We start from the raw sequence: 24548 nt of genomic DNA on the forward strand, positions 1-24548 counted from the left end.
GGAAAAATGAACTTTTCGTATCGTCTTTTGTGATGGAGCCGGTCGGACAGACCGGCTCCTGACGCCCCACAGCTGGGGCAGGAACCGGCTATTGTCGCCGGGTCGAGCCGCCGCGAGCGTCTCTGCCGGAAATTCCGCCAGGGCTTCATTTCGATGTTTCGTGCGGAGCTCAAGGAAAAGTACCGCCGCAGGTAACGAGTCAGTGTTCCAGCCCGGCCAGGTGCAGCAGCAGCGAGTGGAAGGCCTGGCTGGCCGCAACGGTCGCGGTTTCTGCCATGGTGTGGTATCCGGCGGTCGGTATCTGCAGCGTGGTTCCCTGGATGAATCCTTTGGACGCTGTGATGATCCGTCCCATCTCCGTGCTCCCCAGTGACAGCGTACTTCCTCCCGTTTTGTGCGCCTGCAGGTTGTGTTGTTCGATGTAGGCATCCTTGAAGCTGTAAGTCAGCCCCAGCTTGTTGCAGAGAGTCTCGAGTCGCCAGGTGGTTTCCCGGTGAAAGCTGGCGTTGGCGTCTTTACGACGCAGCACCAGCTGCTGGCGGTTGGCCTGCTCGCGGTCCGGGTAGGGGCTGGTGTCGACGACGATGAGCCGGTTGGTGCCGCCGTTGAAGCGGCGGAACCATTCCAGCAGGTAGCGCCAGCTGCTCCCCGACTCCTCCTGGGCGGTAAAGAAGGCCGTCCCCTTGAAGCCGAGGCTGAAGAGGTGCACCAGGTGAGCCGCCGCAAGAACGTTGTCCAGCTGTCCGCTGAGGATGTCGTCCTTGATGGATAGGCGGTCACTGAAGGCAACCGGGGTGCCGGCGACCAAGTGCTCCAGGCCCTCGACTTCGAAGATCAGGTTGTTACGGAATTCGCAGACATAGGTTCGGGTGATGACCCCTGCGCCGCGGTAGCTGCCCGACCAGGGCTCATAGGCCATCACCGGCACCGACTGGAAGCGGTCGACGATCTTCTTCATCAGCTTTTCCGAGACCGAGTTGCCGAGCAGGTCCGAGCGGCGGCCGGTGACGAAAGCCGCATACTGAAACTCGTTCGGACCGGTACAGATCAGTCCGTGGCGGTCGATGTGGGCGGAAAACATCGCCGAGTCCGGCTCGTCCCCTTGGGCCACCAGCAATCCTTCATACCAGGTAACTTTTGCTCCCCGTTCTTCCAGTTCGCGTTGCAGAACGCGAAAGAAGGAATGTTCTGCTCCAACGACGCTTGGGTGCCGCACCAATGACTTGAGTAGATCGATAAAGGGTTCGTACTGCATGCTGTAGATCTCCCTGGAGCGTGACGATGGACAGAGCGGGTATTTTACGCGTTTTTCCGCAAAAACCCAGCAAGATCAGCAGCAGTGCGGGGGAAAAGGTCCCCTGCGACCCATGACCTTATGCCCTCGGTTCGGTCATCGTCGCCGGGTCGAGCAGCCGGTCGAGTGTCTCTGCCGGCACCCCGTCCTCCAGCGCTAGTTCGCGCAGGGTGCGGCCGGTTTTGTGGGCCTGTTTCGCCAGTTCGGCGCTGCGGTCGTAGCCGATTTCCGGCACCAGCGCGGTGACCAGCGCCAGGCTTTGCTCAAGCAGGTCGGCGCAGCGTTGCTCATCGGCTTGTAGACCGCTCAGACACTTCTCTTCGAAGGCGCGGATGCCGTTACTCAGCAGCTCGATGCTCTCCAAGATGTTGTGTACCAGCACCGGCATCATCACGTTCAGTTCGAAATTTCCGGAGAGCCCGCAGAGGGCGACGGTCGCATCGTTACCGATGACCTGGGCGCAGACCTGCATCAGGGATTCCGCCATCACCGGGTTGATCTTGCCCGGCATAATAGAGCTGCCCGGTTGCACGGCAGGCAAGACCAGTTCGCCGATACCGCAGCGCGGACCGCTGGCGAGAAAGCGGATGTCGTTGGCGATTTTGAACAGGCCGACGGCGCAGATTTTCAAGCTGCAGCTAGCCGTGACCAAAGCATCTTTCGAGCTTTGAGCTTCGAAATGGTTGGTCGCTTCACGAAACGGCAGGCAGGTTTCGCGGGCAATCGCGGTGATGGTTTTTTCTGCAAATTCCGGGTGAGTGTTGATCCCGGTGCCGACGGCAGTGCCGCCGAGCGGCAGTTCGTAAAGCGGGCTGCTGCAGACCGACAGTCGTTCGTGGGCCAGTTCGACCTGGCGGGCATAGCCGGAAAAAACCTGTCCCAGCTTGACCGGGGTGGCGTCCTGAAGATGGGTGCGGCCGATTTTCAGCACATCTTTAAACTGTTCAGATTTTTCCGTCAGTTGCTGCAGCAGTTGCTCCAGCGCAGGCAGTAATTGCTTGTGTAGCTGCTCGGCACAGGCGATATGGATAGCGCTGGGGAAAACATCATTGCTTGATTGGCCGAGGTTGACCTGGTCATTCGGGTGGACCGCTTTGCTGCCGATCGGTTGGCCGAGCAGGCCGGCTGCGCGATTGGCAATCACTTCGTTGACGTTCATGTTGCTGCTGGTGCCGGAGCCGGTCTGGAAAACATCGACCGGAAAGTGCTTGCTCAGTTTACCGTTTATCACCTCGGTTGCCGCCCGGATTATCGCGTCGGCGATCTCAGGAGGGAGCAGGCCGAGTTCCAGGTTGGTTTGTGCAGCGTGTTTTTTCACCAGCCCGAGGGCGCGGATCATCGGTTCTTTCAGCGGGATACCGGAAATCGGAAAATTGTCGACAGCGCGAGCTGTCTGGGCGCCGTAGAGGGCGTTCTCGGGAACCTTCATTTCGCCGAGAGAATCTTGTTCTATACGATAAGCGGTCATGAGCGTACCTTTCGTTTAGTCACGGAATTTTTTCGCTTCAGTTCAAGAATAGCGGGCAAATCGCAACTGTCAAAGCCGCTTTCTTTCCCGCTTGCCATCGGCTATGATGCCGCCATGGATAGCATCGCTTTAGCACTCATCGTCTTTTCCGCACTGATGCACGCTCTCTGGAACCTGCTGGTGAAACAGAGCCGGAACAAGACGGTTTTCATCTGGTGGATGTTTGTCTGCTCCTGGAGCATGATGAACGTTTTCATGGCGACAGCAGGTTACGGTTGGCCCGTGCTGACGCCACGTTCGCTGCTTCTCGCTTGCGCGGCGGCGGTCTGCTTTGTTCTTTATCACTGGTTTACCGGCCGTGCCTACCGCGAGGGGGATCTGTCGATGACCTATCCCCTGGCGCAGACCTCGATGCTTTATGTGCCGCTCTGGGGGGTGTTGCTTTTGGATGAAAGCCTGACACCTCTTGGAATTGCGGGGATTGTTTTTATCATCCTAGGGGCCTACTGCATTCAGCTCCGCGGCCTATCGGCGGCAGAGATTTTTCGGCCCTTTTCCCAGCTTGGCAATCGCTCGGTTCAGGCGGCACTGCTGGCGGGGTTTGTCTACTCGATCGGTGCGATACTGGATAAAACCGGGGTCGATGATTATTCCGCTTACGAATTTACCTACGTGCTGGTGTTTTTCATGCTGGTGATCATGTCGCTCAACCTGCTGCAGCCGAAGTATCGCGGGCGAGTGCTGGAAGAGTGGCGGCAAAGCCGCAAGCTTGTGCTCTGGTCGGGACCGGTGATGCTGGCCTCTTTCCTTTCCTTTCGTTACGGGCTGCAGTTGGCGCCGGTCAGCTATGCGGTCCCTGTGCGGCAGATCGGCTTGCTGTTCGGGGTGTTGATCGGTTTACTTTTTCTCGGCGAATCTTTCGGCAGGATCCGCCTGACTTCGGCAACGATGATCCTCGCCGGGGTGGCGCTGGTCTGGCATGGTTGAGACGATGGCGAGCAGGTTCGATCGTATGGAGCTGCTGATTGGCAGCGACGGGCTGGACCGACTGCAGGCCGCATCGGTTGCGGTGTTTGGCGTCGGCGGGGTCGGTAGCTATGCCGTTGAGGCGCTGGCGCGAGCCGGAGTCGGCAGGCTGACGCTGGTCGATTTCGACAATGTTTGTCTGACCAATATCAACCGGCAGATTCATGCTCTTGAAGAGACTGTCGGCAGGCCGAAGGCCGAGGCGATGGCCGAGCGCTGTCGGGCGATCAACCCGCAGGTCGACGTGTCTGCTGTTGCCGAGCGTTACTCGTCTGACAACAGTAAAGAACTGCTGGCGCATCCTTTCGACTTTGTCTGCGACTGCATCGATGACATCAGCGCCAAGTTGCATCTGCTGCAGAGCTGCTTTCAGCAGAAGCTGCCGGTGATTTCTTCGATGGGGGCGGCCAACAAGCTCGACCCAGCGCAGGTGCAGGTGGCTGACCTGGCGAAAACGACAAAATGCCGACTGGCGCGCATCATCCGTAAAGAGCTGCGCAAGCAGGGCATCGAAAAGGGGATCAGGGTGGTCTTTTCCACCGAGGAGTTTCGGCCGCTGGATAGCGCTGAGGGTGAACGCAAGCCGCTACTCGGCAGTTCTTCTTGGTTGCCGCCGATTTTCGGCCTGACCATGGCAAGCGAAGTGATTCGAACTTTAATCGGGGAGATCGATTGATGGACGCATATATCTGGCAATTGCCTTTACTTTTTGCTGTCGGCATCATCGCCGGAATTCTCAATGTCTTAGCTGGCGGGGGATCGCTGCTGACCTTGCCACTGCTGATTTTCATGGGCTTGCCCTCGGCGGTTGCCAATGGCACCAACCGCATCGCCATCTTCTGCCAGAATATTTTTGCCATCCGTGGTTTCCGCAAGCGTGGCGTAATGCCGATGGAATTGGCATTGCTCTGCACGCCACCGGCGCTGGTCGGGAGCTGGGTCGGTGCAAGCCTGGCGATCAGCCTGGATGACCAGATATTCAACCGGTTGCTGGCGCTGATTATGCTCGGGGTGCTGGTTTTTACCACCCTCGACCCGATGAAGCGATTGCGCAAAGAAGGGATTGAGATCGCTTTCGCCCGTAAAGCGGTGATCGTTGTTTCCTTCTTTGGTGTCGGTATTTACGGCGGTTTCGTTCAGGCCGGGGTTGGTTTTATTGTCATTACTGCACTGCTGGTGCATGGCCTCGACCTGGTGCGGATCAACGCCATTAAGGTGTTTGTCATCTTTTGCTACACTTTCATCGCCCTCGGCGTTTTTATCTGGCACGATCAGGTTAACTACCTGCTAGGTTTTGCCCTGGCGGCAGGCAATTCTCTGGGGGGCGCTATCGGCCCCAAATTGGCGGTAGACAAGGGGCACGACTGGATCAAAAAGGTAGTCACGCTGACAGTGCTGGTTTTTGCACTGAAACTTCTCTTCTTCCCTTGATCGGATAAATCTTTATCTTTTTATTTTCCAACAGTTGTCAGCCTTAAACTAGAACTGTTGCGAACTCGTTTTTCATCTTCCGGGGTGGCCAAACTGCCACCCCAGCCTGATTTTCTCTCCACATCAAAAACAAATAAAACCATAACTTGATCCAAATGTTTGGGTGGTTGCATAGCGGCGCTCAGGAATTGGTGTTTTCCCAAGCAAGAGTTGATTTATTTGGTGCTGTCCAAAGGGCGGCACCATCTTTTTGACAGGCGTTGCGAAGGGCAGCATGTGGTTGCCCAAACTACCTAAGGAGAAAAGTGAGATGAAGAAGATGTTTTCAAAAGCAGTTGTCGCAACTTTGGTTGCAGGGCTCTTCGCGGTAAGTTCGGTTCAGGCTGCGACCGTTTACAAAAAAGATGGGTTCACCTACAAAATTAAGGGTGATCTGCAGATCCAACTCCGCCAGGATCCGGGTGTCGATCAGGACATGGATGTCGAGTACGATGACCTGGAAATCAAAAACTCGGTTTCGTATGACCTGGACGATAACATGACCGCGTTCGGTCAACTCGATTTTGGTTTCAAGGATGCTGCTGATGATGATGGTCAAGATAATCCCGAACTCGAAGAAGCCTACATCGGCTTCGGTTTCGATAAGTTCAGCGTGCTGGTTGGTAAGACCGATAGTGCTGCGGATGAGTTTGGTATCCAGGGTGCTTACGAGCACCCGCTGGACGAAGATGCTTTTGACTACACCGGCTACACCGATGGTGATGACCTGATCAAGGCCGAGGCTGATTTCGGTGCCGTTACGGTTGTTGTTGCCCACGAAATTGAAGCTGAAAGCGAAAAGAGCGATGGTAACGGTGAGTTCACCGACATCTTTGTCGGTACTGAGTTCTCCGGCATTGAACTGGGTCTGGCCTACCAGACTGCGGAAGTCAGCGATGTTGAATTCGACACTTATGGTGTCAGCATCGGTTACAGTGCAGATATGTTCAGCGTTGCTGCCGATTACAGTGAAGTCGACTCCGATGATGACGCTGATGATATGACCGAGTGGAACCTGTTCGCCAGCGTCAAAGTTGCAGATACAACCACGCTGGGCGCCGGTTATGCGGTCCAGGACTTTGACCTGTCTGACGAGGAAATTAAAGGCTGGTACGCTAACGTAACCTACAAGTTTCCATCTCAGAAAAACGTCAAAGTGTTCGCTGAAATTGCCGACACCGACGAGGATGACAGCGACATGGGTTACCTGGTTGGTGCTCAAATCAAGTTCTAGCCTGTTTGTTTAAAAACAGTGCTTTAGAGAATGGGCAGCTCGCTTAACGGGCTGCCCATTTTTATTTTATGCACTTTTTCCGTGGTCGGGATTGATCTGCTTGAAGGGTTTCCTGTGAAGGGCCGTTTTACAGATAAACAGGAGGCCGCTTGTTGAAGCGGCCTCCTGTTAGTTTTCTGGACTTAACGTTTCAGCCATGCTTTAAAACGCTCTCTGGTTTCCTGGTCGGCCTGGTTGTACCAGTAATACAGCATCTGCTCGGCCATCTGGGCTTGTTCGCTTTGCTGGGCCTGTTGGCTTGGTGCTGGCTGATGGCTGGCAACCGGTTGGCGGGAAAATGTCTGTGGTTGCTTGTCTGCAGCTGTAAGCTTAAGTGCCGCAGGTGAGTCGGACTTGTTGAAAGCAGCCAGCTCCCGGGCATAATCGCGCATCAGCTGAAAGCCCTCTTTCTCAAGTTTGTCGATCTGGCGAGTGATGGTTTTGCCATGACTGTCGGTGAGAACAATTTTCGGTTGCTGGTTGAATTCTTTGAGTTGGGCTGCTTTATGGATATTCCATGGCTGCATGCTCAGTCTGGTGTTGTTAGCGTTAAAGGTGACAACGAAAACATCCGAACTCATGATCTCAAAATCGTTTCTTGAAGCCTTCAGCTCTCCTTTGAAGCGGACAGCGATTTGATTCGTCCCGTCAGGCAGCTCGACTGAGTTGCTGTCCTCGGTGTTTTTACCGTTTGCTGCGAGAAGCTTTACGTTCTCCGGCAGGTTCAAGGCGACTTCGGCAGATGCGGTGGTGCTTAGGCAGAGCATGCCAAAAAGAGTAAGTGAAGCGAGTGGTTTCATTGTTTCTCCAACGTGTAAAGGGGATTGATTGCCTGAATGACAATACAGAAGAGCGCAAAATAATTTACACTTTATTATCGCTCTGTTAGTGAACGGTTAGGCGCCGGTTTGACTGTACAGAAAAGGTTTAAGCGAGGGTTGAATTTTTGGTCAAGGCAGTTGCAGTTGACTGGCGCAGATAAGCCACGTATCATGAGATGGGAGCCCTCCTCGTGGGGGTTTTTTCTACGTGGTTTCAAAGGATTGGTGGTTTTTGCCGCCGGAAAGAAAGATTGATGGCTTTACGAAAAATACTGCATTACCCCGATCCGCTGCTGAAGCGGAAATCGGAGACGGTTACAGAATTTAACGACGAGTTGAGACAGCTGACTGAAGACATGGCCGAGACCATGTACGATGCGCCGGGTGTCGGCTTGGCGGCACCGCAGGTTGGTGTGCTCAAGCGGGTGGTGGTGATCGACTGCTCCGCCAGTGAAGAACCGAACGATCTGCTGGTGGCGGTCAATCCGGAGATTATCGCAACCGAAGGGGATTCGGTGGAAGAAGAAGGCTGCCTGTCGGTGCCCGGCTTCTGGGCCAGCGTCAAGCGGGCGGAGAAAGCGACCCTGCGCTACCAGGATGTTGACGGCAACCTTCACGAGCGCACTGCCGACGGCTTACTCGGTATCTGTATGCAGCACGAATTGGATCATCTCGAAGGGGTTTTATTTGTCGATCGCCTCTCGCCGTTGAAGCGGTCGATGTTCAAAAAGAAATATATGAAGATGTTGAAGGAGCGGGAGCAGAATGCAGCTGAAGCCTGAGTCAATCCGAACCGTTTTTATGGGCACGCCGGAGTTCGCCCTGGACACATTTCAAGGGTTGATCGATTTCGGCCTGAACATGGTCGGTGCCTACACCCAGCCAGACCGGCCGAAAGGGCGCGGTAAGAAAATGGCGGCCCCTCCGGTTAAGGAGCTGGCGCAGAAGTATGAAATTCCGGTATTTCAGCCGCAGAAGCTGCGTGAACCTGAGGTAGTAGAAGAGCTCAAGGCACTCCAGCCCGACCTGATCGTGGTCGTTGCTTACGGCCAGATCCTGCCGAAATCGGTGCTGGAGATACCGCAGTATGGTTGCATCAACGTGCACGCATCGCTGCTGCCGAAATATCGCGGCGCGGCGCCGATCAACAAAGTGATTGTCGATGGTGAAACCGAGTCCGGTGTCACCACCATGTACATGGATGTCGGTCTCGATACCGGCGACATGCTGATCAAGCGCAGCTGCCCCATCGGCGAAAACGAAACCGCCGGTGAGCTGCACGATCGCATGGCAAAGCTCGGTCGCGACGCGATGGAAGAGACCCTGCGGCAGATCTGCGACGGGACGTTGCAGGCGGAGAAGCAGGATGATGCGCTGACCTGCTACGCGCCGATGATGAAAAAAGAGGATGGCCTGATCGACTGGTCGCAGCCGGCGCAGGTGGTGCATAACCTGGTCCGTGGTCTCGATCCCTGGCCGGGAGCTTATACTTATCTCGATGGCGAGGTATTGAAGGTTTCAGCAACGAAAGTCGAGACCGATCTTTCCGGCAAGCCGGGTGAGATTCTTTCCGCCGACAAGACCGGTGTTCGGGTTGCCTGTGGTGACGGTGGACTGGTGATCGACGGCCTGCAGCTGCCGGGTAAAAAGAAGCTGGCAGCAGTCAATTTCCTCAGCGGCAAGCCGCTGTTTGCCGGGACAGTTCTCGGCTAAAACCAACAAACAAGAAGAAAAGGATAAAAGGACAAAAAAATGAATACCATGCGTACTGTACTCTTGATGACTCTGCTGACTCTGGTGCTGGTTGGTGCTGGTGGTGCTCTCGGTGGACAAGGGGGCGCGCTTTTCGCACTGATCATGGCCGGGGTGATGAACCTTGGCAGCTACTGGTTCTCCGACAAGATCGTGATCAAAATGTATCGCGGTCAGGAAGTGCAGAGTGGCCCGCTCTACGAGGTGGTCACTGAGCTGGTGCAGCAGAACGGCCTGACCATGCCGAAGGTTTATACCCTGCCGCAACCGACTCCGAACGCTTTCGCCACCGGCCGCAATCCGCAGCACGCGGTTGTTGCTGCAACCGAGGGGATCATGAACATCCTCTCGCGTGAAGAACTCAAAGGGGTGATGGCGCACGAACTGGCGCACGTGCAGAACCGCGATATTCTGATCGGTTCGATCGCCGCGACCATCGCCGGTGCCATCAGCTATATGGCACATATCGCCCAGTGGTCGATGATTTTCGGCGGCGGTAACGACGAAGATGACAACCCGGTTGCGATGATCGCGCTGATGATCCTCGGCCCGATCGCCGCCATGCTGGTACAGATGGCGATCTCACGTTCGCGCGAATATGGTGCTGATGCGACCGGGGCCAAGTTCTGCGGCAATCCGCATTCATTGGCCAGCGCTCTGCGCAAACTGGAGATGTCGAACAAGCAGATGCCGATGCAGCGGGTGAACGAAGCGACCGCACACATGTTTATCGTCAGCCCCTTGAGTGCCAGCAAGCTGGCCGGACTCTTCTCAACCCATCCGCCGATGGAAGAGCGGATCCGTCGTCTGGAAGGGATGCAGTAGTGTCCTCTCACGGGTCACCTGTCATGTTCAGCGAGGCGAGAAGTGACCAGATGCAAGACGCGCGAGCGTAGGACTAATAACATTAATTCAAGCGAACGCAACACAGCAGATGGGCGTTTCTCGCCTCGCCCTACGGGAGCTGCCCAAAAGCATCAATACGGCGTTGCAGCCCTTGACAAGGGAGTCGCCATTCTCTGCGGTCTGCGTCTTGTCTTGATGCTTTTGGGCAGCTCTGAATACGACAGTTGCCCCGAGACAGGACACTGAATTGTCATCAACTCCTGACGACAGCCCGCGCAGGGCTGCCTATGAAATATTGCTCCGGGTCGACGAAGGTGCTTTCGCCGACTTGGTGCTCGATACCGTACTGACACGATCCCGGCTTGATGGCCGGGATCGTGGTTTAGTGACTGAACTCGTCTATGGTGTGTTGCGCTTACGTGGGCGGATTGACTTCGCCTTGGAGCAGTTCTGCAAGCAGCCGCTGAAACGTCTGCAGCCGGAAGTTTTGCGGTTGCTGCGTCTCGGTGCTTACCAGTTGCTGGAACTCGACCGGGTCCCGGCGCATGCTGCTGTCGGCACCAGTGTTGAGCTGGCCCGCGAGTTGGGCCATCCGCAGGCGACCGGTTTTATCAATGGTGTGCTGCGTTCGCTGGAGCGGGGCAAAGAGCAGATCGACTGGCCGCAGCCGGAGAATATTCGCCGTTACCTGCAGCATGTCTGCAGTATGCCGGTCTGGTTGACGAAAGAGCTGATGCGATTGCTGCCGAATGCCGAGGCTCGCGCTCTTGGCGAGGCGCTGGCACTGCCTGCCCCGCACAGTCTGCGCGTCAATACCCTGAAAACAGATCGTGCCGCTTTGCTCGAGCAGCTTGCTGAGGCGGGGCATCAAGCCCGTGCCTGCCGTTTTGCCCCGGAAGGAATTATCATCGAAAAGCGGGGAGAGGGCCCTCTGCCCGGGAATGTTGAAGGGCATTACCAAGTGCAGGATGAAGCCAGTATGCTGATGGCACACCTGCTTGATGCCCAACCGGGACAGCGCATCCTCGATTGCTGCGCCGCACCGGGTGGTAAAACCACGCACATTGCTGCCTTGACGGAAAATCGTGCTGAAATCGTCGCTCTGGAAAAATACCCGCAGCGGGTCGAGTTGATCGAGCAGGGAGCGAAACGTCTCGGTTGCGAAATGATCACGGCGAAAGAATGGGATCTGACCGAGCCACCGCAGTTTCTCGAAGAGCACAGCTTCGACCGTATTTTGCTCGATGCCCCCTGCAGCGGTTTGGGGGTGTTGCGGCGCAATCCGGAGAGTCGCTGGAGTAAGTCGGCCGTGAACATTCGTGAGCTGGCCGAATTGCAACGAGAGCTATTGTTCAATGCCGCTCCTCTGGTTAAGCCGGGCGGCAGGCTGCTCTATTCGCTGTGTAGCTTTTCCCAGCTGGAGACCGATGGTGTGGTAGCAGAGTTTCTTGAGGCGCACCCGCAGTTTGAGCTGGAGGACCTGCGTGAAACCTGTCCGTCGGACTGGGCAGAATTGTTCACGGAAAAAGGCACCCTGCGCAGCTATCCCCATCGTCACGATGATATGGACGCTTTTTTTGCCGCCCGTTTTGTGCGGAGCCAATAATTTGTTTTACATTTTGGAGTTAAAGAATGATCAAGATCGCCCCTTCTATACTTTCTGCTGACTTTGCCCGTCTGGGTGAGGAGATCAAAGCGATCGACGCCGGTGGCGCCGATTACGTCCATGTCGACGTCATGGATGGCCATTTCGTACCGAATATCACTATCGGCCCGCTGATTGTCGATGCCATCCGCCCGGTGACCGAGTTGCCGCTGGATGTTCACCTGATGATCGAGAACCCGGATCAGTACATCCCTGAATTCGCCAAGGCTGGTGCCGACATCATCGTTGTCCATGCCGAAGCGAGCACCCACCTGCACCGCACCGTGCAGCTGATCAAGTCGCTCGGTAAGAAAGCCGGGGTGTCACTCAATCCGGCGACTTCGTTGAGTGCTCTCGACATGATTCTGCCCGATATCGATCTGGCGCTGCTGATGACGGTCAACCCCGGCTTTGGTGGTCAGTCGTTTATCGAGAATTGTCTGCCAAAAATCAGCGAATTGCGTCAGCGTATCGATGCTCTCGGAAAGCCGATCGAACTGCAGGTCGATGGTGGTGTCAAGGTTGATAACATCAAGCAGATCGCTGCCGCAGGGGCCGATGTTTTCGTTGCCGGCAGTGCCGTGTTCGGCGCGGATGATTATGCAGCGACTATTGCCCAGCTGAAACAGAACGCGCTCGCCGGGCAGGCTTAATGTCTCCTCTGCTGCAGATCGCCGAACAGTTGGCCTGCTTTGATGCCAAGCCGATCGATTTGGGTGAACTGCGTCCGGCGGCGGTTCTGGTGCCGCTGTTTCTGCGCGATGGTGAACCCTGGGTGCTGTTCACCCTGCGCCCGGAACATCTGGAAAAACATGCCGGTGAGATCTCTTTTCCCGGTGGCAGTGCAGAAGATGAGGATCGCGATTTCTGGCAGACGGCGTTGCGGGAAACGGAAGAGGAAGTCGGCATCCGGGGCGCAGACGTCCAGCGCCTGGGCCGGCTTGACGATTTTTATTCCGTCCATGGTTACCGGGTGAAGGTTTGTGTCGGTAGCTTCCCGAGCGACTATCCCTATCGGCTGGACAGTAATGAAATTGACGAAATCATTGAACTGCCGCTGGCCCGGCTGCGTGATCCGCAGATCTATCATCAGGAAGACTGGACACATAAAGGGCGTATGTTTCCGGTCGATTTCTATCACTTGGACGGGCACAATATCTGGGGGATGACGGCTGCAGTGTTGAAGCAGCTGCTAGCGAGGACCGAAGCTGTTGCTGCTCAGCCTCCGGTTGTTCAGGCGCTGAGTTGAAGCAGTAGCGGGTCGAGCTTTCCCTGCTCGTCGAGAGCGAAGAGGTCATCGCAGCCGCCGATCGCCTTTTCGCCGATGAAAATCTGGGGAACGCTGGTGCGACCTGTGCGCTGTCGCATTTCCTGTTCGCGTTCTTTGTCGTGCGTGACGTCGATTACTTTGTAGCTGGCGCCTTTGATGTCGAGAAGAGCAATGGCGCGGTGGCAGTAAGGGCAATAGTCTTTACTGTAAATAACGATTTCCTGCATTTCTAGCTCCAGTATCTTTGCTGGCAAGTGTTGCCTGCTGAAGGTGAGACAGTTTAGCTGATTTCTTCTGCTCTTCAAGAAAGTTCATTTTAATAAAAAGTTTTGGAGTCGATTTTGAACCAGCGTCTTTTTCTTTTGTTGCTTTGCCTGTTTCTCCTTGGAGCCTGTGCCCGTTCCTTTGATCCTCGAGCTGACTTGCTAGACGATTCCAGGCATTTTCGAGATGCGTTGCGCTGGCAGGACTATATCGGCGCTGGCCGGCACATGCAGGATGATGTGAAGCAGTCATTGATGGATATTTTCCAGGATAATGAGGATTTGCGCATTGTTGACAGTTCCATCTATCGGGTCGATGTTGCTCCGGAGGGCGATCGCGCTGAAATCGAATATCGCATGCAATATTATCGTTTGCCATCGATGCGGGTGCAAAAATGGCATTGGCTGCAACAGTGGCAATTGCAGCCAGGTAAAGGTATGAATCAGGGTTTGTGGCTGATCGTCAATTCCCCTCCTCCACTCGATTGAAATCACCGGTTCAAAGTGTGGGATTTCGCCCTAACGGATTGTTTTCCCTTGCGTTTACATGATCTTCCAGAACCGTGAAAATTGAAAAAATAGCCTTGATTTAAGACCCTCATTTGTGGTATCTACCTGCATACTGTATACGATTTAATTCAACGAAAACAGCCAGAACATCGGACGATTATCCCCGTTTTTGGGGTTCACGACCTTCCTCTTGGGGAAGGTCGAAGCAGGTCATAGGAGGCCGGTTTGTCACAGGTTACTTTTTCCAGCTGGGGAAGACAGGTTGTCGATAATCGGCAGGGTGGCGACGCCGAAGTCGAAGTCGCCAAAAAGAAGTTGCCGGTTCATTTCGGCGGTGAAAAAGAGATCGCCGCCTTCATGGGCTGGGACGGTCTGATTCTGAAAGATCCCAATGTCGATGTGGTGGCGATGGCCGCCGAATACGCCAAGCGGGTGCAGGAAGATTATTGCTGTGCCAAGTGCTCGCCCGGTAAAAAGGGAACCCGGGTTATGCAGGATACGCTGGCCCGTATCGTCGACGGAGAGGGAACAGAAGCGGATCTCGATACCCTGTTGAATATTGCAGATCTGTTGCAGAACTGTAAATGTACGCTCTGTCAGACATCGGCGATTCCTGTTGCCGATACCGTCAAGCATTTCCGTGCGGATTACATTGACTATATCAATGGCAACAAAAAGGAAAAGAAAGCCGTTGATTACAAGGTCAAGATGACGGCTCCCTGCCAGGATAAGTGTCCGGCTCATATCGATATCCCCTCGTACATCGAGGCGATCAAAGAGCGTCGCTTTGATGAGTCGCTTGAAATTATTCGTGAAAGCATGCCGCTGCCGGCAGTCTGTGGCCGCGTTTGCCCGCACCCTTGTGAAACGGCCTGCCGCCGTGCCAATGTTGACGATTCGGTCAATATCATGGTGCTGAAGCGGACTGCCTCTGACTACGAGTGGATGCATAACCACCAGCCACCAATGCAGGCGAAGCCGAAGAAGGACAAGAAAATTGCCATCGTCGGTGCCGGCCCAGCCGGTCTGGCCGCAGCCTACTACCTGGCTCTGGAAGGTTACCCCTGTACCATTTACGAGGCCCTGCCGGAAGGTTACGGTGGTGGCATGATCGCTGTTGGTATTCCGGCTTACCGGATGCCACGTCATATTCTGCAGCGCGATATCGACATCATCTGCTCGATGGGTGTTGAAATTAAATACGAAACCAAGGTTGGTGTTGATGTCAGCCTGATGGAACTGAAAGAACAGTTTGATGCTGTTCTGCTTGCGCCTGGTGCCCACAAGTCGAAACCGGCAGGCATCGAGGGTGAGGATCAGGGCTACAAGGGTTTCCTCGCCGGTGGTATCGAGTTCCTGCGTGAAGCCTACATGGGTAAGCCGACCGGCATGGGCAAGAAAGTCTGCGTTGTCGGTGGTGGTAATACTGCTATTGACTGTGTCCGGGTTGCCCTGCGTGAAGGTGCTGAAGACTCGGTTCTGCTCTATCGCCGGACCCGTAAAGAAATGCCGGCGGACGTCTGGGAAGTCGACGGTGCCGACGAGGAAGGCGTTCAGTTTGAATTCCTGGTCCTGCCGAAGAAGATCATCGTTGATGACAACAAGCAGGTTACCGGTGTTGAGTGCGTCCGCATGGAACTGGGCGAGCCGGATGATTCCGGTCGTCGTCGTCCACAACCGGTTGAAGGCAGCGAGTTTGTTGTTGAGTGCGACACCCTGATTCCGGCGATCGGCCAGGACCCGGACCTCTCCTTTATTACCGAAGAGACCGGTATTGCCATCACCCGTTGGAATACGGTCGTGACCAAGTTCGTGCCGCTGAAGAGTGAAGCGGGCCGTGACCTGAATGACGACATGGGTAACCCGCTTTCCCGCGTACTGATCACCGACATGGACGGCGTTTTCGCTTCCGGTGACGCCGAGATCGGCCCACTGACCGTTGTTGCCTGTGTTGGTAATGCTCACCGTGCGGCTAAGGTCATCCAGCGTTATCTGGAAGAGGGCGAAGCCTACCTGACTGATGAGGACTTCCACGAGGATCTTCTCAGTCACATGGGCGTCTACGACAAGAACGAAGATGTGCCTTGGCTCGACGCAGTACAGCGCTTCAACCAGCATGAGATTCATGGACAGGAGCGCGCCAGCAAGGGCAACTATAATGAGGTCGAACTTGGCTTCAATGATACGGAAGCAGTCAAAGAGGCAGAACGCTGCCTGCGCTGCTACCGCGTTTCAATGATTGCTGTTTAACAGATTGTTCTGAACACTAAGACTGCACTGCCGATTGGCGGTGCAGTCGACATTCGAGGTGAATATATATGGTCAGCTTGACGATTGACGGTAAGTCGGTAAGTGTGCCGGAGGAAACAACTATCCTTGAGGCAGCACGGCAACTGGATATCCACATTCCGACTCTCTGCTGGTTGGAAAAAGTTTCGCCGACAGGCGCTTGCCGCATCTGTGCTGTTGAGATTGAAGGTGTCGATCGGCCGATGACAGCGTGTAATACCCCGGTTAAAGAGGGGATTGTGGTGACCACCCAGTCGGAAAAGTTGACCCAGATCCGCAAGCAGATCATGGAACTGATTCTGGTCAACCACCCGCTTGATTGCCCGGTCTGCGATGCGGGTGGTGAATGTGACCTGCAGAATACCTGCTACGAACTGGGCGTCAGTGAGCAGCCGTTCAAAGCGCTGGATGTCAACCCCGAGACTATCGATCGTTGGCCGCTGATCCAGCAGGTTCCTTCCCGCTGTGTCATGTGTGAAAAATGTGTCAAGGTCTGTCATGAAACGGTCGGCTCTGCATCTCTCTTCGTCAACGACAAAGGGGACAAGGCGTTCATCGATAAAGACCTCGAAAAGTGTATTTTCTGCGGCAACTGTGTTTCCGTCTGCCCGACCGGGACCATGATTTCCAAGCCGTTCAAGTTCAAGGCTCGCCCTTGGGCGTTGCGGAAAGTCCCTTCCGTTTGCACCTACTGCCCAAGCCAGTGCCAGATCGATATCAACGTTCAGAATAACGAAATCTTCCGCGTGACCTCCGATGATGAAGGCACTGTCAACAACGGTAATCTCTGTATCGGTGGTTTCTTCGGCTATGGTTACGTCAATAGCCCTGAACGCCTTAAGGCGCCGACAGTTGATGGCTATGACGTCGACTGGGACAAGGCGATGGAAGTGATGGTGGCAGGGATCGAGAATGTAAAAGAGACCGCTGGTGCTGCGGCTATCGCCGGTCTTGCGTCTCCGCGCCTGACAAACGAAGAGAACTACCTTTTCCAGAAGCTGTTCCGCGCAGCAATCGGCAGTAACAATATCGATTCGGAGGCCCGCTTCGGGGCTCTGCGCGCCCTCAGTGCTCTCGACAAAGGTGTCGGCCTTAAAGGGTCCAGCAACCTGCTTTCTGCAATCGGCTCGGCAGATGCGGTTCTGGTTTTCGGTGCCGACCCCTCGGCGGAAGCACCGGCTGTCGACTGGCAGATTCAAAAGGCAACCCGCATTGCGGACGGCAAGCTCGTTATCGCTAACATGCGTGAGATTCACCTGACTCCGTTCGCCAACAGCCAACTGACCTACAAGCCGGGCAGCGAGATCGCGCTGGCCAACGCACTGGGTCGCCTGCTGGTTGATCGTGGCCTGATCGACGAAGATTATCTCAACAGCATGGTTGCCAATCTGGATGAGCTGAAAGATCAACTGGCTGCTGTTAATGTTGATGAGGCGGTTGCCGCTACCGGTCTTGACCGTGCCGCGTTGGAAGCTGCAGCTGATATCATCGGCAAGGCTGAAAATGTTGCGATCGTCTTCGGCGGCGATATTACGAAATCTGAGCTTGGTACTGCCAAGTCGGCTGCTGTTGCCAATCTGGCGATTTTGAGTGGTGCGCTGCGTAATCAGGGTGGGCTCTTCCCGCTGGATGAAAAAGGTAACATGCAGGGCCTGCTTGATATGGGGGTTTACCCAGAGGCGTTGCCCGGGTTCCAGACATACGATGAGAGCAAAGATAAGTTTTCTCGCGTCTGGGGTGCTCAATTGCCGGATGGTGGTCTGGACGCTGAGGGAATCCTGGAGGGCATTGAGTCGGGTAAAATCAAGTTCCTCTACCTGGCAGCAGTCAATCCTCAATCGTTCCCGAACAGTAGTCGCTGGATGACGGCACTGGAAAAGGTTGAAACCCTGGTGGTCCAGGATATTCTGCCGACAGCTGTAACCAAGCTGGCAAAGATTGTTTTGCCTGGAGCCTCTTTTGCTGAAAAGAGTGGTAGCGTGACCTCTCTTGATCAGCGCGTCAGATCGCTTGAACAAGCGATTCGGCCGGTCGGTAGCGCTCGTGAAGATTGGTCGATCTTTGCCGAATTATACGGGCGCCTGACCAAGCAGCCGGTGACTTTCAGCCAGGCCAGCATCCTGACTGAACTGAGCAACTTGACTTCAATTTACGGTGATGTCTGCTTTACTGGTGACGATCGTCATCGCCCGTGCCTGAAGCAGCCGTACAGCCCGGCAGAGAAAAGCCTGAAGTATCAACTGGTGACTGTCAATGACAACGCCGATGGTCTGCAGCTGTTAAGTGGGTCCTCCATGAGCCACTTCGGCACCACTTCAACCTGGGCAGCAGCCCCGATGGAAGTTGAGCCGGAAGGACTGATTCAGATCAGCGCTGCAGATGCAGATGCTGCTGGCGTCAAGGATGGCGACAAGCTGAAGCTGACCAGCGCTAAGGGATCAACCGTTGGTAAGGTCAAGGTTTCAAAGACCTTGCCTCAGGGCTTGTTGTTCGCCCCAAATAACTTCACCGAACTGGGGGTTGCCAAGCTGATGAACGATGGCAGCAATCGCACCGCAGTTGAGGTGGCAAAAGTCTGATTGAATGCTCTCAGCATTTAACGTGCATACGCCCTGGATTCTATCCAGGGCGTTTTTTTTGTTCTGTTAGCGATTGAGTTGGTACTTGCGTACGGCCCGATTGTGTTCTTTCAGGGTTTTTGAGAAGTGGTGAGAGCCGTCCCCTTTTGCAACGAAGTAGAGGTACTGGCTTTCTGCCGGGATTGCTGCCGCTTTTAGCGCAGCAAGGCCAGGGCTCGCAATCGGACCTGGCGGCAAGCCTCGAATGATATAGGTATTGTAGGGGGTTTTGCTCTTCAGGTGTTTACGGGTCAAATTGCCATCAAAATTTTTGATACCGTAAATAACAGTTGGGTCTGTTTGCAGTTGCATCCCTTTTTTTAATCGATTATGGAAGACAGAAGAAATCAAAGGCATCTCTTCCATTTTTCCCGTCTCTTTTTCGATTATTGACGCGAGCGTCACCAGCTCGTGAAAATCCAGTTTATTCTTTTTCGCTGCGGCCAAAATATTTTGTGGAAGATTGCTTAAGAACTGTTTCACCATCATTGTCAGAAGCTGCTTTTCGCTGACGCCTGGGGTGAAAAGGTAGGTCTCAGGGTAAAGATAACCTTCAAGGCTATCTGCCTGTAAAGAAAAGGACGCGATAAATGACTTATCGTAAGCAAGCTGCAAAAGTTTAGTTTTGTCGCCATAACCGAGTTTTTGAATCCGTTCGACGATCTGCTGTAAGGTGAAACCTTCAGGAATGGTAAGTGAAACTTTCTCAACATCTCCGGTCGCCAGGCGGTGAAGGATCTGCTGCGGAGTTGCTTGCTCACTGAACCGATAATGGCCCGTGTGAATTTTTTCACCTACATCTTCAAGGCGTGCAAAAAAACGCAAGGAAAGAGATGTGCGAACAACTCCGGATGATTCAAGATCTCTTGCAACCTTGATCAGGCTAGCTCCTGGTTGCAATTGATAATCGATGGTTTCGGTAGGGGTGACAGGGGAGTATAGCAGGTAATAAGTCAAGCTGCCGAAGGAGAGAGCCAGTAGTAATGAAACCAGCAAAACGCCAGTCAGCAGCTTGCGCATCAAATAACTCTTTACAGGGAAAACTTATTCTCTTTTTTTGCCAACAGGCGCTCAATGTTTTCTTTGTGACGATAAATAACCAAAGCAGCCATACAGAATGTCACAAAAAAGAGCATCATCTGCTGCTCAACCAGTAATACCAGGTAGGGTAGAGCTGCAGCGGCAGAAATCGATGCGAGTGAAATATAGCGCCAGCGACCGAGGACAACCAGAAACAGAGAGAGTGCTAAAAGAATAGAGCCTGGAGAGATGACCAGGAAAACGCCAAATGCAGTAGCAACGCCTTTGCCGCCTTTAAAATTAATGTAGGCCGGGTAGCAATGGCCAAGAAGGGCCATGAGGCCGACCATGCCGAGTTCTGCTCCCTGAAATCCACTGACGAGAGCAATCAGAGCCGGGATGATGCCTTTGAGACTGTCGCCGGCGAGCGTGACCAGGCCCATTTTTCGGCCGGCAGTCCGGTAAACGTTGGTTGCTCCGATGTTGCCACTGCCGACAGTGCGCAGATCTTCGCCGCCGGTTATTTTGGTCATGATAATACCGGTCGGAATGGCACCAACAAGGTATGAGAATATTAGTAACAGAAAAAGGCCCATAGCGAAGATTCCTCCTTGGCTTCAGAAACAGAAAAGCGACCTGCTAGGCCGCTTAAATAGAAACGAAATCATTGCAAGCGACCGTATATTTTTAACATTCCCCGCCGGATAAAAGCAAGAAGGTCGGCACCTGTAGGCACCGGGGGAGGTGTAAAAAGTCGCAGATATTTGTGTTTGAATAAAGTTTATTCGCAAAGGCCGCTAGCAGGAGAGTAGCTCAGGTTGCTGGTGCACTGAGGGCTAGCAAAACATTTATCGGCTATAGGATCGAGATTCATGCCCTCCGGGCAAGAAAATTCATCCGGTGGAGCAACTTGGCAGCGGTTGAGTTCGCGCACGAACTCGCCTTTAGCGCAGAGAGGTTGAGAGCTTTCAACGGCAACAGCAGCAGTCAAAAGAGCAAAACAGAACGAAAGAGCAGTAACACTGAAAATAATTTTTTTCACGAAAATCTCCTTAATGCGGTATCGCAATATCTTTTGCAGGGAGCGTTTTCATTTCTGGCTGGAAGATATATGCTTATATTGCGATATTGATATACCAAGAGGATTTTAATGTCCAGTAAAAAATGAGTCTTCGCCGACCTTTTAATGCTTCGTTAAATGGGCGAATAAGAAAATACTTTTAAATCAGAAAGATAGGAAAATATTATGAGAGCCAGGCAAAAGCAATGCTTGTGAACGCTAAGTGAGATAAGAAAAAAGCTGGTTTTTATGATTATAAAAAAAGAGGAATCAGCAAACACTGATTCCTCTTTTAGTATGGCGGAGAGGGGGAGATTCGAACTCCCGGTCCCTTGCGGGACAACAGATTTCGAGTCATTTGCCTCAGTAAAATCATACAACCTCATACTACATCAAAATTCAGAAAATACAATCGTTAAAACGGTAACTTATCCATCCTTGTTGACTCAGGCGACATCATCCGCTATCTTTTAAAAACATTCAATTTTGCTACCCAAGTGCTACCCATAAATTACCCAGCAGGGCAACAGATTATCAATCTGTCGTCTTGAAAAGGATGGCCAATATGCGTTTTACAGATCGCAGCATCGACCTTCTTAAGCCGAAAGACGAGCGTTATGAGCGGTGGGAGTCGGGGCGGAAAGGTTTCGGAATCCGGGTTTCGCCTAAGGGAAGAAAATCTTGGATTTTCCTTTATCGCTTCAACGGCAAAACTCGCCGGATGACATTCGGCACATATCCAAAGGTGACGCTTGCTGAAGCTCACCTGAAACACTCCGAAGCGGAAGCTTTATTGGATGATGGTATTGATCCAGGGCAGATCGAGCAGGAAGAAAAAGATCGGGTCCGGAAGGCGCCAACTGTTGAAGACCTGGCGGGTGAATATATCAAGAAGTGGGCAAAGCCAAACAAACGTTCCTGGCAAGAAGACCAACGGATGCTGAAAAAGGACGTCATTCCAACATTGGGAGCCAAGCGAGCTGCTGATATCAAAAAGCGTGATGTGGTTTTGCTGCTTGAAGATATTTATGACCGGGGGGCCAAGGTTCATGCAAATCGGATGCTAGCCTTGGTTCGTAAGATGTTCAACTTTGCTGTTCAAAGGGACATCGTTGAGTTCAACCCCTGCCTTGGGATCGGTAAGCTACACAAAGAAGACCCCAAAGACCGTTGCTTGTCGAAGGACGAAATCAAAGAGTTTTGGGGCGGTCTCGATAAGGCAGAAGGGATTACCGATCCGGTTAAGCTGGCGTTGCGGCTGGTTCTGGTCACCGCCCAGAGACCCGGTGAGGTTCTTGGTATGCACTGGTCGGAGATTGATGGTGAGTGGTGGACTCTTCCTGGCGATCGAACCAAGAATGACGAAGTGCAACGTGTCTACCTTTCTTCGCTTGCGCTTGAACTGCTGGGACTGCCTGGAGAGGGGTTTGTTTTTCCGTCTCCTAGGACAGATTGGCCCATCAAAATTAACGCTCTGGCCCATGCTCTGAAGCGCGCGCAAACCCCCGAGGACAAAGGCGATGATCCGGCGATCAACACAAAACCTTTTACTCCTCACGATTTGCGGCGAAGTGCGGCAACGCATATTGCTGAGATGGGCTATTCAGAGTTTTTGATCGGGAAGATTTTGAATCACAAGAATAAGAGCATTACGGCTGTTTACAACCGACATCAGTACGACAACGAAAAGAAGCAGGCGTTAGAGGCTTGGGGCCGGAAGCTGAAGTCGATTATAGAAAAGAAGCAGCCTGATAATGTGATTGAGCTCAGGCGCTAAATAGAGCGGCCCGGGAGGAGGGGTGGATTCCTTCAGCCGGGCCTACCACAACACACCTAAAGAGGAGGTGCATTATGGCGACAGAAAAGGTAGCAAAAATTCAACCGGAAGAAAATGTTGATTTCTCAGATATCCACGACAGACTTCATCAGTTAGGGAGTAAGCTCGGTCTGCTTGCGGATGTTGATTATGGTGAGATCTCATTTGGTGGCGCAGAAGGGATAAGATATTTTTTACGAGAAATGGCCAGTGAGCTTAGCTTGTGCGCAGAGGATGTTTGGAATCTTAGGGGCTCTGATTAAATATTGAGTGGAGGAAATCATGCTTGAATCCGTTAAGGGGTATGAAACTCCTGACTTGAGTGATGCTGAAAATAGCCTTAGTTATTGTGTCGATAGGCTCTATTTTGTTTCCGATGGTATCTGCTGTGAAGCCATTACAGAAAAAGGAGAGCAGGGCCTGGCACATATCGTTAGAGATGTTTGTGATGAACTTGAAGCGATAAAAGAGCTGATAAAAAATAGTCGGTAGAGATGAGGAACGAACTAGAAAGTCGCAATTTGCCAGCCCTAGGGTAGCTCCCGAAAAGCCGATTCCCTTCATCGGCCTGGGCTGGCGATCTTCTGAAGGGGTAGCCAGGAAGGGTGGCTTGTGTGGCAATTAATAACCTTGATGAGCTAAGGGATTTCTATCACGTTTGGTTTGAATACCTTATTCGAACACCAGCTTTTGGTGTTGCTCTGTTTGAAGAAGAATGCCTAGAGCATAATAGGAAGTTGCCGGGAAAATGGACTGACCCCGATGGCTTCACATGGGACCCATATACACCAGAAAACATTTTGTTTTTGAGAAGATATGAGGAGTGGTGGAATAGATGGAAGCTAGAGGGTTGGACTTTTGAGCTCTTCTGGAATGACCATTGGCAAAAGCTAGAAAGACTTTATTTTGGCGTAGAGACTGAACGCTCAGCCCGAAAATGTCGATTTTTGCTACCGGCCCCTGGAACTCGCTGGGGTGAAAAAATGTCTGATAGCTACAAGAAAAAACTCAACCATTTTGTAATGAGTAGGCAATTTTCTATAGGGCAAGTAATCAGGGGGGGCATGTGGCAGAGTTATTGCGGTGCTTCCATTATAGAAAAGGGTGTCGTGGTTGCTTATGATCACTCTTCGTGGAAAGGGATTGATCTTCCATTTGAGGCAAGCGTGAAAAAGTCTTGGCAAGACTATTATGCAAAGGCAGAGCTACGCCCAAGCAATAATGAATTTCCTTGGTCAATCGACAATAGAGTTCCCTATCGCGAGATGAGGGACTGTGATGAAGAAAGGCAGCGCTTAAACTCAGACATTCGGTTTGTTAAAGAAATTTTTAATAATGTTGAAAACGGTTGGTTTCCTCGCGCTCCCAAAAAAACAATCTGAAAACACATGCTTACCTAAACTTGCTCTAAAAATTCCAGTCACTGGAAAAAACTAATCACACCTAAATTGAATCATGTTTAGCTGCTAGCGTCTTCCTCATAAGAACAACCTGAAGCAATCAGGCAAGAGGAGGAAAGCATGGCCCCAAGTGAAAAACTCATACCTGATGATTTTGTCCGCCTCAAAGATTTTGCGGAAGAACACAACCTTCCACTAAGCGAGACAACCCTCTGGCGTATCAGTCAAAACCCAACATTCCCGACTGCATACCTCATAACCCCAAGAACAAAGCTGTATTCAAAAAAATCTCTCGCCGCATGGTTTAACGGGTGTGGTGAGATTCTACAGACGAGAAGGGGCTAGATCATGCCTCTCTCGCCTTCTCATCTTAAAAAAATCAGTGCTGAAGTTCGCCTGTCTGGAATCCCGAAGCATTCCCAGACAATCATTCTCGCGGCTTTGGAAAACAATATCCCAGATCAAATCATTCGCCCACGCGATCTGAAGTCTGTTGTCGGTTTGAGCAAGTGCCACGTCGACAGACTTGAGCGTGAGGGCATGTTCCCCCAGCGGGTCAGGCTCGGCAAAGCCGCTTGTGGCTGGCGATACAGTGAAATCAAGGAATGGTTTGAGACTCGCGAGCGAGGGCTCAACTAACGATTAAGTTGTGGCCAAGGGGTTTTCTCCTTCTACCCCGCTCCGGATAGGCCGGTGTAGTGCCGCAG

The 24548-nt window shown here is 53.0% G+C and carries 27 protein-coding genes; 19 read left to right on the top strand and 8 right to left on the bottom strand.

Annotated features, from left to right (window positions below):
* Positions 1 to 199: 199 nt before the first annotated feature.
* Both BUB13_RS09225 and BUB13_RS09230 read right to left on the bottom strand, forming a co-directional pair.
* Positions 200 to 1255, bottom strand: coding sequence for a peptidase M42 (locus BUB13_RS09225; protein WP_072908160.1), 1056 nt, complete (start codon positions 1253 to 1255; stop codon positions 200 to 202).
* Positions 1256 to 1373: 118 nt separating this feature from the next.
* Positions 1374 to 2762, bottom strand: coding sequence for a class II fumarate hydratase (locus BUB13_RS09230; RefSeq protein ID WP_072908162.1), 1389 nt, complete (start codon positions 2760 to 2762; stop codon positions 1374 to 1376).
* Between the two features lie 114 nt (positions 2763 to 2876).
* On the opposite strand from BUB13_RS09230, the gene BUB13_RS09235 reads away from it, so the two are divergent.
* The 4 genes from BUB13_RS09235 (at position 2877) to BUB13_RS09250 (ending at position 6492) form a co-directional block, all read left to right on the top strand.
* Entirely contained in the window at positions 2877 to 3749 is an 873-nt protein-coding gene (locus BUB13_RS09235) for an EamA family transporter (RefSeq protein ID WP_072908164.1), read from the top strand.
* A gap of 4 nt (positions 3750 to 3753) precedes the next feature.
* Entirely contained in the window at positions 3754 to 4464 is a 711-nt protein-coding gene (locus BUB13_RS09240) for a tRNA threonylcarbamoyladenosine dehydratase (protein WP_072908264.1), read from the top strand.
* Positions 4464 to 5219 carry a sulfite exporter TauE/SafE family protein gene (locus tag BUB13_RS09245; protein WP_072908166.1) on the top strand — a complete coding sequence of 252 codons (756 nt, stop codon included), beginning with the start codon at positions 4464 to 4466 and terminating at the stop codon, positions 5217 to 5219. Before BUB13_RS09240 ends, BUB13_RS09245 begins: the two co-directional genes overlap by 1 nt.
* Positions 5220 to 5529: 310 nt before the next feature.
* Positions 5530 to 6492, top strand: a complete 963-nt coding sequence (locus BUB13_RS09250; protein WP_072908168.1) for a porin — start codon at positions 5530 to 5532, stop codon at positions 6490 to 6492.
* 182 nt (positions 6493 to 6674) lie between these two features.
* Here BUB13_RS09250 and BUB13_RS09255 read toward each other — a convergent pair whose 3' ends face one another.
* Positions 6675 to 7331: a YccT family protein gene (locus BUB13_RS09255; RefSeq protein WP_072908170.1), complete on the bottom strand. Its 657-nt coding sequence runs from the start codon at positions 7329 to 7331 to the stop codon at positions 6675 to 6677.
* 275 nt (positions 7332 to 7606) lie between these two features.
* Between BUB13_RS09255 and def the strand changes: the two genes are divergently transcribed.
* The 6 genes from def to BUB13_RS09285 all read left to right on the top strand — a co-directional run bounded on the left by def (position 7607) and on the right by BUB13_RS09285 (position 12844).
* The gene (gene def, locus BUB13_RS09260) at positions 7607 to 8134 is read left to right on the top strand and encodes a peptide deformylase (RefSeq protein WP_072908172.1); all 528 of its coding nucleotides are present in this window, start codon (positions 7607 to 7609) and stop codon (positions 8132 to 8134) included.
* The gene (gene fmt / locus BUB13_RS09265) at positions 8118 to 9065 is read left to right on the top strand and encodes a methionyl-tRNA formyltransferase (protein ID WP_072908174.1); all 948 of its coding nucleotides are present in this window, start codon (positions 8118 to 8120) and stop codon (positions 9063 to 9065) included. The genes def and fmt overlap by 17 nt, the downstream gene beginning before the upstream one ends.
* Positions 9066 to 9104: 39 nt before the next feature.
* Entirely contained in the window at positions 9105 to 9929 is an 825-nt protein-coding gene (locus BUB13_RS09270) for a zinc metalloprotease HtpX (protein ID WP_072908176.1), read from the top strand.
* Positions 9930 to 10197: 268 nt separating this feature from the next.
* Positions 10198 to 11556, top strand: a complete 1359-nt coding sequence (gene rsmB / locus BUB13_RS09275; RefSeq protein WP_072908178.1) for a 16S rRNA (cytosine(967)-C(5))-methyltransferase RsmB — start codon at positions 10198 to 10200, stop codon at positions 11554 to 11556.
* 26 nt (positions 11557 to 11582) lie between these two features.
* Positions 11583 to 12248, top strand: a complete 666-nt coding sequence (gene rpe / locus BUB13_RS09280; RefSeq protein ID WP_072908180.1) for a ribulose-phosphate 3-epimerase — start codon at positions 11583 to 11585, stop codon at positions 12246 to 12248.
* Positions 12248 to 12844 (top strand): CoA pyrophosphatase, encoded by a 597-nt coding sequence (locus tag BUB13_RS09285; RefSeq protein WP_072908181.1) that lies wholly within the window; start codon positions 12248 to 12250, stop codon positions 12842 to 12844. The genes rpe and BUB13_RS09285 overlap by 1 nt, the downstream gene beginning before the upstream one ends.
* Here BUB13_RS09285 and grxC read toward each other — a convergent pair.
* Both grxC and BUB13_RS18785 read right to left on the bottom strand, forming a co-directional pair.
* The gene (grxC, locus tag BUB13_RS09290) at positions 12829 to 13092 is read right to left on the bottom strand and encodes a glutaredoxin 3 (protein ID WP_072908194.1); all 264 of its coding nucleotides are present in this window, start codon (positions 13090 to 13092) and stop codon (positions 12829 to 12831) included. The genes BUB13_RS09285 and grxC overlap by 16 nt on opposite strands.
* Entirely contained in the window at positions 13067 to 13381 is a 315-nt protein-coding gene (locus BUB13_RS18785; protein WP_139249341.1) for a hypothetical protein, read from the bottom strand. Before BUB13_RS18785 ends, grxC begins: the two co-directional genes overlap by 26 nt.
* Positions 13382 to 13383: 2 nt before the next feature.
* Between BUB13_RS18785 and BUB13_RS18790 the strand changes: the two genes are divergently transcribed.
* The 3 genes from BUB13_RS18790 to BUB13_RS09305 all read left to right on the top strand — a co-directional run bounded on the left by BUB13_RS18790 (position 13384) and on the right by BUB13_RS09305 (position 18506).
* The gene (locus tag BUB13_RS18790) at positions 13384 to 13617 is read left to right on the top strand and encodes a hypothetical protein (protein ID WP_139249342.1); all 234 of its coding nucleotides are present in this window, start codon (positions 13384 to 13386) and stop codon (positions 13615 to 13617) included.
* Between the two features lie 246 nt (positions 13618 to 13863).
* Positions 13864 to 15888 carry an FAD-dependent oxidoreductase gene (locus tag BUB13_RS09300; protein ID WP_072908199.1) on the top strand — a complete coding sequence of 675 codons (2025 nt, stop codon included), beginning with the start codon at positions 13864 to 13866 and terminating at the stop codon, positions 15886 to 15888.
* Positions 15889 to 15956: 68 nt separating this feature from the next.
* Positions 15957 to 18506 carry a molybdopterin-dependent oxidoreductase gene (locus tag BUB13_RS09305; protein WP_072908201.1) on the top strand — a complete coding sequence of 850 codons (2550 nt, stop codon included), beginning with the start codon at positions 15957 to 15959 and terminating at the stop codon, positions 18504 to 18506.
* 66 nt (positions 18507 to 18572) lie between these two features.
* On the opposite strand, the gene mltG is transcribed toward BUB13_RS09305, so the two are convergent.
* The 3 genes from mltG to BUB13_RS09320 all read right to left on the bottom strand — a co-directional run bounded on the left by mltG (position 18573) and on the right by BUB13_RS09320 (position 20607).
* Positions 18573 to 19565 (bottom strand): endolytic transglycosylase MltG, encoded by a 993-nt coding sequence (mltG, locus tag BUB13_RS09310; RefSeq protein WP_072908203.1) that lies wholly within the window; start codon positions 19563 to 19565, stop codon positions 18573 to 18575.
* A gap of 11 nt (positions 19566 to 19576) precedes the next feature.
* Positions 19577 to 20161 carry a glycerol-3-phosphate 1-O-acyltransferase PlsY gene (plsY, locus tag BUB13_RS09315; protein WP_072908205.1) on the bottom strand — a complete coding sequence of 195 codons (585 nt, stop codon included), beginning with the start codon at positions 20159 to 20161 and terminating at the stop codon, positions 19577 to 19579.
* Positions 20162 to 20346: 185 nt separating this feature from the next.
* Positions 20347 to 20607 carry a hypothetical protein gene (locus BUB13_RS09320; protein ID WP_072908206.1) on the bottom strand — a complete coding sequence of 87 codons (261 nt, stop codon included), beginning with the start codon at positions 20605 to 20607 and terminating at the stop codon, positions 20347 to 20349.
* 583 nt (positions 20608 to 21190) lie between these two features.
* On the opposite strand from BUB13_RS09320, the gene BUB13_RS09325 reads away from it, so the two are divergent.
* The 6 genes from BUB13_RS09325 to BUB13_RS09350 all read left to right on the top strand — a co-directional run bounded on the left by BUB13_RS09325 (position 21191) and on the right by BUB13_RS09350 (position 24480).
* A complete protein-coding gene (locus BUB13_RS09325; protein ID WP_072908208.1) occupies positions 21191 to 22402 on the top strand; it encodes a tyrosine-type recombinase/integrase in 1212 nt (403 codons plus the stop codon).
* A 74-nt stretch (positions 22403 to 22476) separates the two neighbouring features.
* Entirely contained in the window at positions 22477 to 22704 is a 228-nt protein-coding gene (locus BUB13_RS09330; RefSeq protein ID WP_072908210.1) for a hypothetical protein, read from the top strand.
* A 19-nt stretch (positions 22705 to 22723) separates the two neighbouring features.
* A complete protein-coding gene (locus BUB13_RS09335) occupies positions 22724 to 22933 on the top strand; it encodes a hypothetical protein (protein WP_072908213.1) in 210 nt (69 codons plus the stop codon).
* A 122-nt stretch (positions 22934 to 23055) separates the two neighbouring features.
* Positions 23056 to 23823 (top strand): hypothetical protein, encoded by a 768-nt coding sequence (locus BUB13_RS09340; RefSeq protein ID WP_072908215.1) that lies wholly within the window; start codon positions 23056 to 23058, stop codon positions 23821 to 23823.
* A 138-nt stretch (positions 23824 to 23961) separates the two neighbouring features.
* A complete protein-coding gene (locus BUB13_RS09345; RefSeq protein WP_072908217.1) occupies positions 23962 to 24186 on the top strand; it encodes a helix-turn-helix transcriptional regulator in 225 nt (74 codons plus the stop codon).
* Between the two features lie 3 nt (positions 24187 to 24189).
* The gene (locus BUB13_RS09350) at positions 24190 to 24480 is read left to right on the top strand and encodes a helix-turn-helix transcriptional regulator (protein WP_084091908.1); all 291 of its coding nucleotides are present in this window, start codon (positions 24190 to 24192) and stop codon (positions 24478 to 24480) included.
* Positions 24481 to 24548 lie beyond the last annotated feature (68 nt).

This window comes from Malonomonas rubra DSM 5091, from assembly GCF_900142125.1.
In the GTDB taxonomy this organism is placed as follows: Bacteria; Desulfobacterota; Desulfuromonadia; order Desulfuromonadales; family Geopsychrobacteraceae; genus Malonomonas; species Malonomonas rubra.

Bases quoted from the DNA above. Each gene is read 5' to 3' on its own strand.
- BUB13_RS09225 (WP_072908160.1), bottom strand. From the start codon at position 1,255: ATGCAGTACGAACCCTTTATCGATCTACTCAAGTCATTGGTGCGGCAC.
- BUB13_RS09230 (WP_072908162.1), bottom strand. From the start codon at position 2,762: ATGACCGCTTATCGTATAGAACAAGATTCTCTCGGCGAAATGAAGGTT.
- BUB13_RS09235 (WP_072908164.1), top strand. From the start codon at position 2,877: ATGGATAGCATCGCTTTAGCACTCATCGTCTTTTCCGCACTGATGCAC.
- BUB13_RS09240 (WP_072908264.1), top strand. From the start codon at position 3,754: ATGGCGAGCAGGTTCGATCGTATGGAGCTGCTGATTGGCAGCGACGGG.
- BUB13_RS09245 (WP_072908166.1), top strand. From the start codon at position 4,464: ATGGACGCATATATCTGGCAATTGCCTTTACTTTTTGCTGTCGGCATC.
- BUB13_RS09250 (WP_072908168.1), top strand. From the start codon at position 5,530: ATGAAGAAGATGTTTTCAAAAGCAGTTGTCGCAACTTTGGTTGCAGGG.
- BUB13_RS09255 (WP_072908170.1), bottom strand. From the start codon at position 7,331: ATGAAACCACTCGCTTCACTTACTCTTTTTGGCATGCTCTGCCTAAGC.
- def (WP_072908172.1), top strand. From the start codon at position 7,607: ATGGCTTTACGAAAAATACTGCATTACCCCGATCCGCTGCTGAAGCGG.
- fmt (WP_072908174.1), top strand. From the start codon at position 8,118: ATGCAGCTGAAGCCTGAGTCAATCCGAACCGTTTTTATGGGCACGCCG.
- BUB13_RS09270 (WP_072908176.1), top strand. From the start codon at position 9,105: ATGAATACCATGCGTACTGTACTCTTGATGACTCTGCTGACTCTGGTG.
- rpe (WP_072908180.1), top strand. From the start codon at position 11,583: ATGATCAAGATCGCCCCTTCTATACTTTCTGCTGACTTTGCCCGTCTG.
- BUB13_RS09285 (WP_072908181.1), top strand. From the start codon at position 12,248: ATGTCTCCTCTGCTGCAGATCGCCGAACAGTTGGCCTGCTTTGATGCC.
- grxC (WP_072908194.1), bottom strand. From the start codon at position 13,092: ATGCAGGAAATCGTTATTTACAGTAAAGACTATTGCCCTTACTGCCAC.
- BUB13_RS18785 (WP_139249341.1), bottom strand. From the start codon at position 13,381: ATGACTGCTTCACATCATCCTGCATGTGCCGGCCAGCGCCGATATAGT.
- BUB13_RS18790 (WP_139249342.1), top strand. From the start codon at position 13,384: ATGGATATTTTCCAGGATAATGAGGATTTGCGCATTGTTGACAGTTCC.
- BUB13_RS09305 (WP_072908201.1), top strand. From the start codon at position 15,957: ATGGTCAGCTTGACGATTGACGGTAAGTCGGTAAGTGTGCCGGAGGAA.
- mltG (WP_072908203.1), bottom strand. From the start codon at position 19,565: ATGCGCAAGCTGCTGACTGGCGTTTTGCTGGTTTCATTACTACTGGCT.
- plsY (WP_072908205.1), bottom strand. From the start codon at position 20,161: ATGGGCCTTTTTCTGTTACTAATATTCTCATACCTTGTTGGTGCCATT.
- BUB13_RS09325 (WP_072908208.1), top strand. From the start codon at position 21,191: ATGCGTTTTACAGATCGCAGCATCGACCTTCTTAAGCCGAAAGACGAG.
- BUB13_RS09330 (WP_072908210.1), top strand. From the start codon at position 22,477: ATGGCGACAGAAAAGGTAGCAAAAATTCAACCGGAAGAAAATGTTGAT.
- BUB13_RS09335 (WP_072908213.1), top strand. From the start codon at position 22,724: ATGCTTGAATCCGTTAAGGGGTATGAAACTCCTGACTTGAGTGATGCT.
- BUB13_RS09345 (WP_072908217.1), top strand. From the start codon at position 23,962: ATGGCCCCAAGTGAAAAACTCATACCTGATGATTTTGTCCGCCTCAAA.
- BUB13_RS09350 (WP_084091908.1), top strand. From the start codon at position 24,190: ATGCCTCTCTCGCCTTCTCATCTTAAAAAAATCAGTGCTGAAGTTCGC.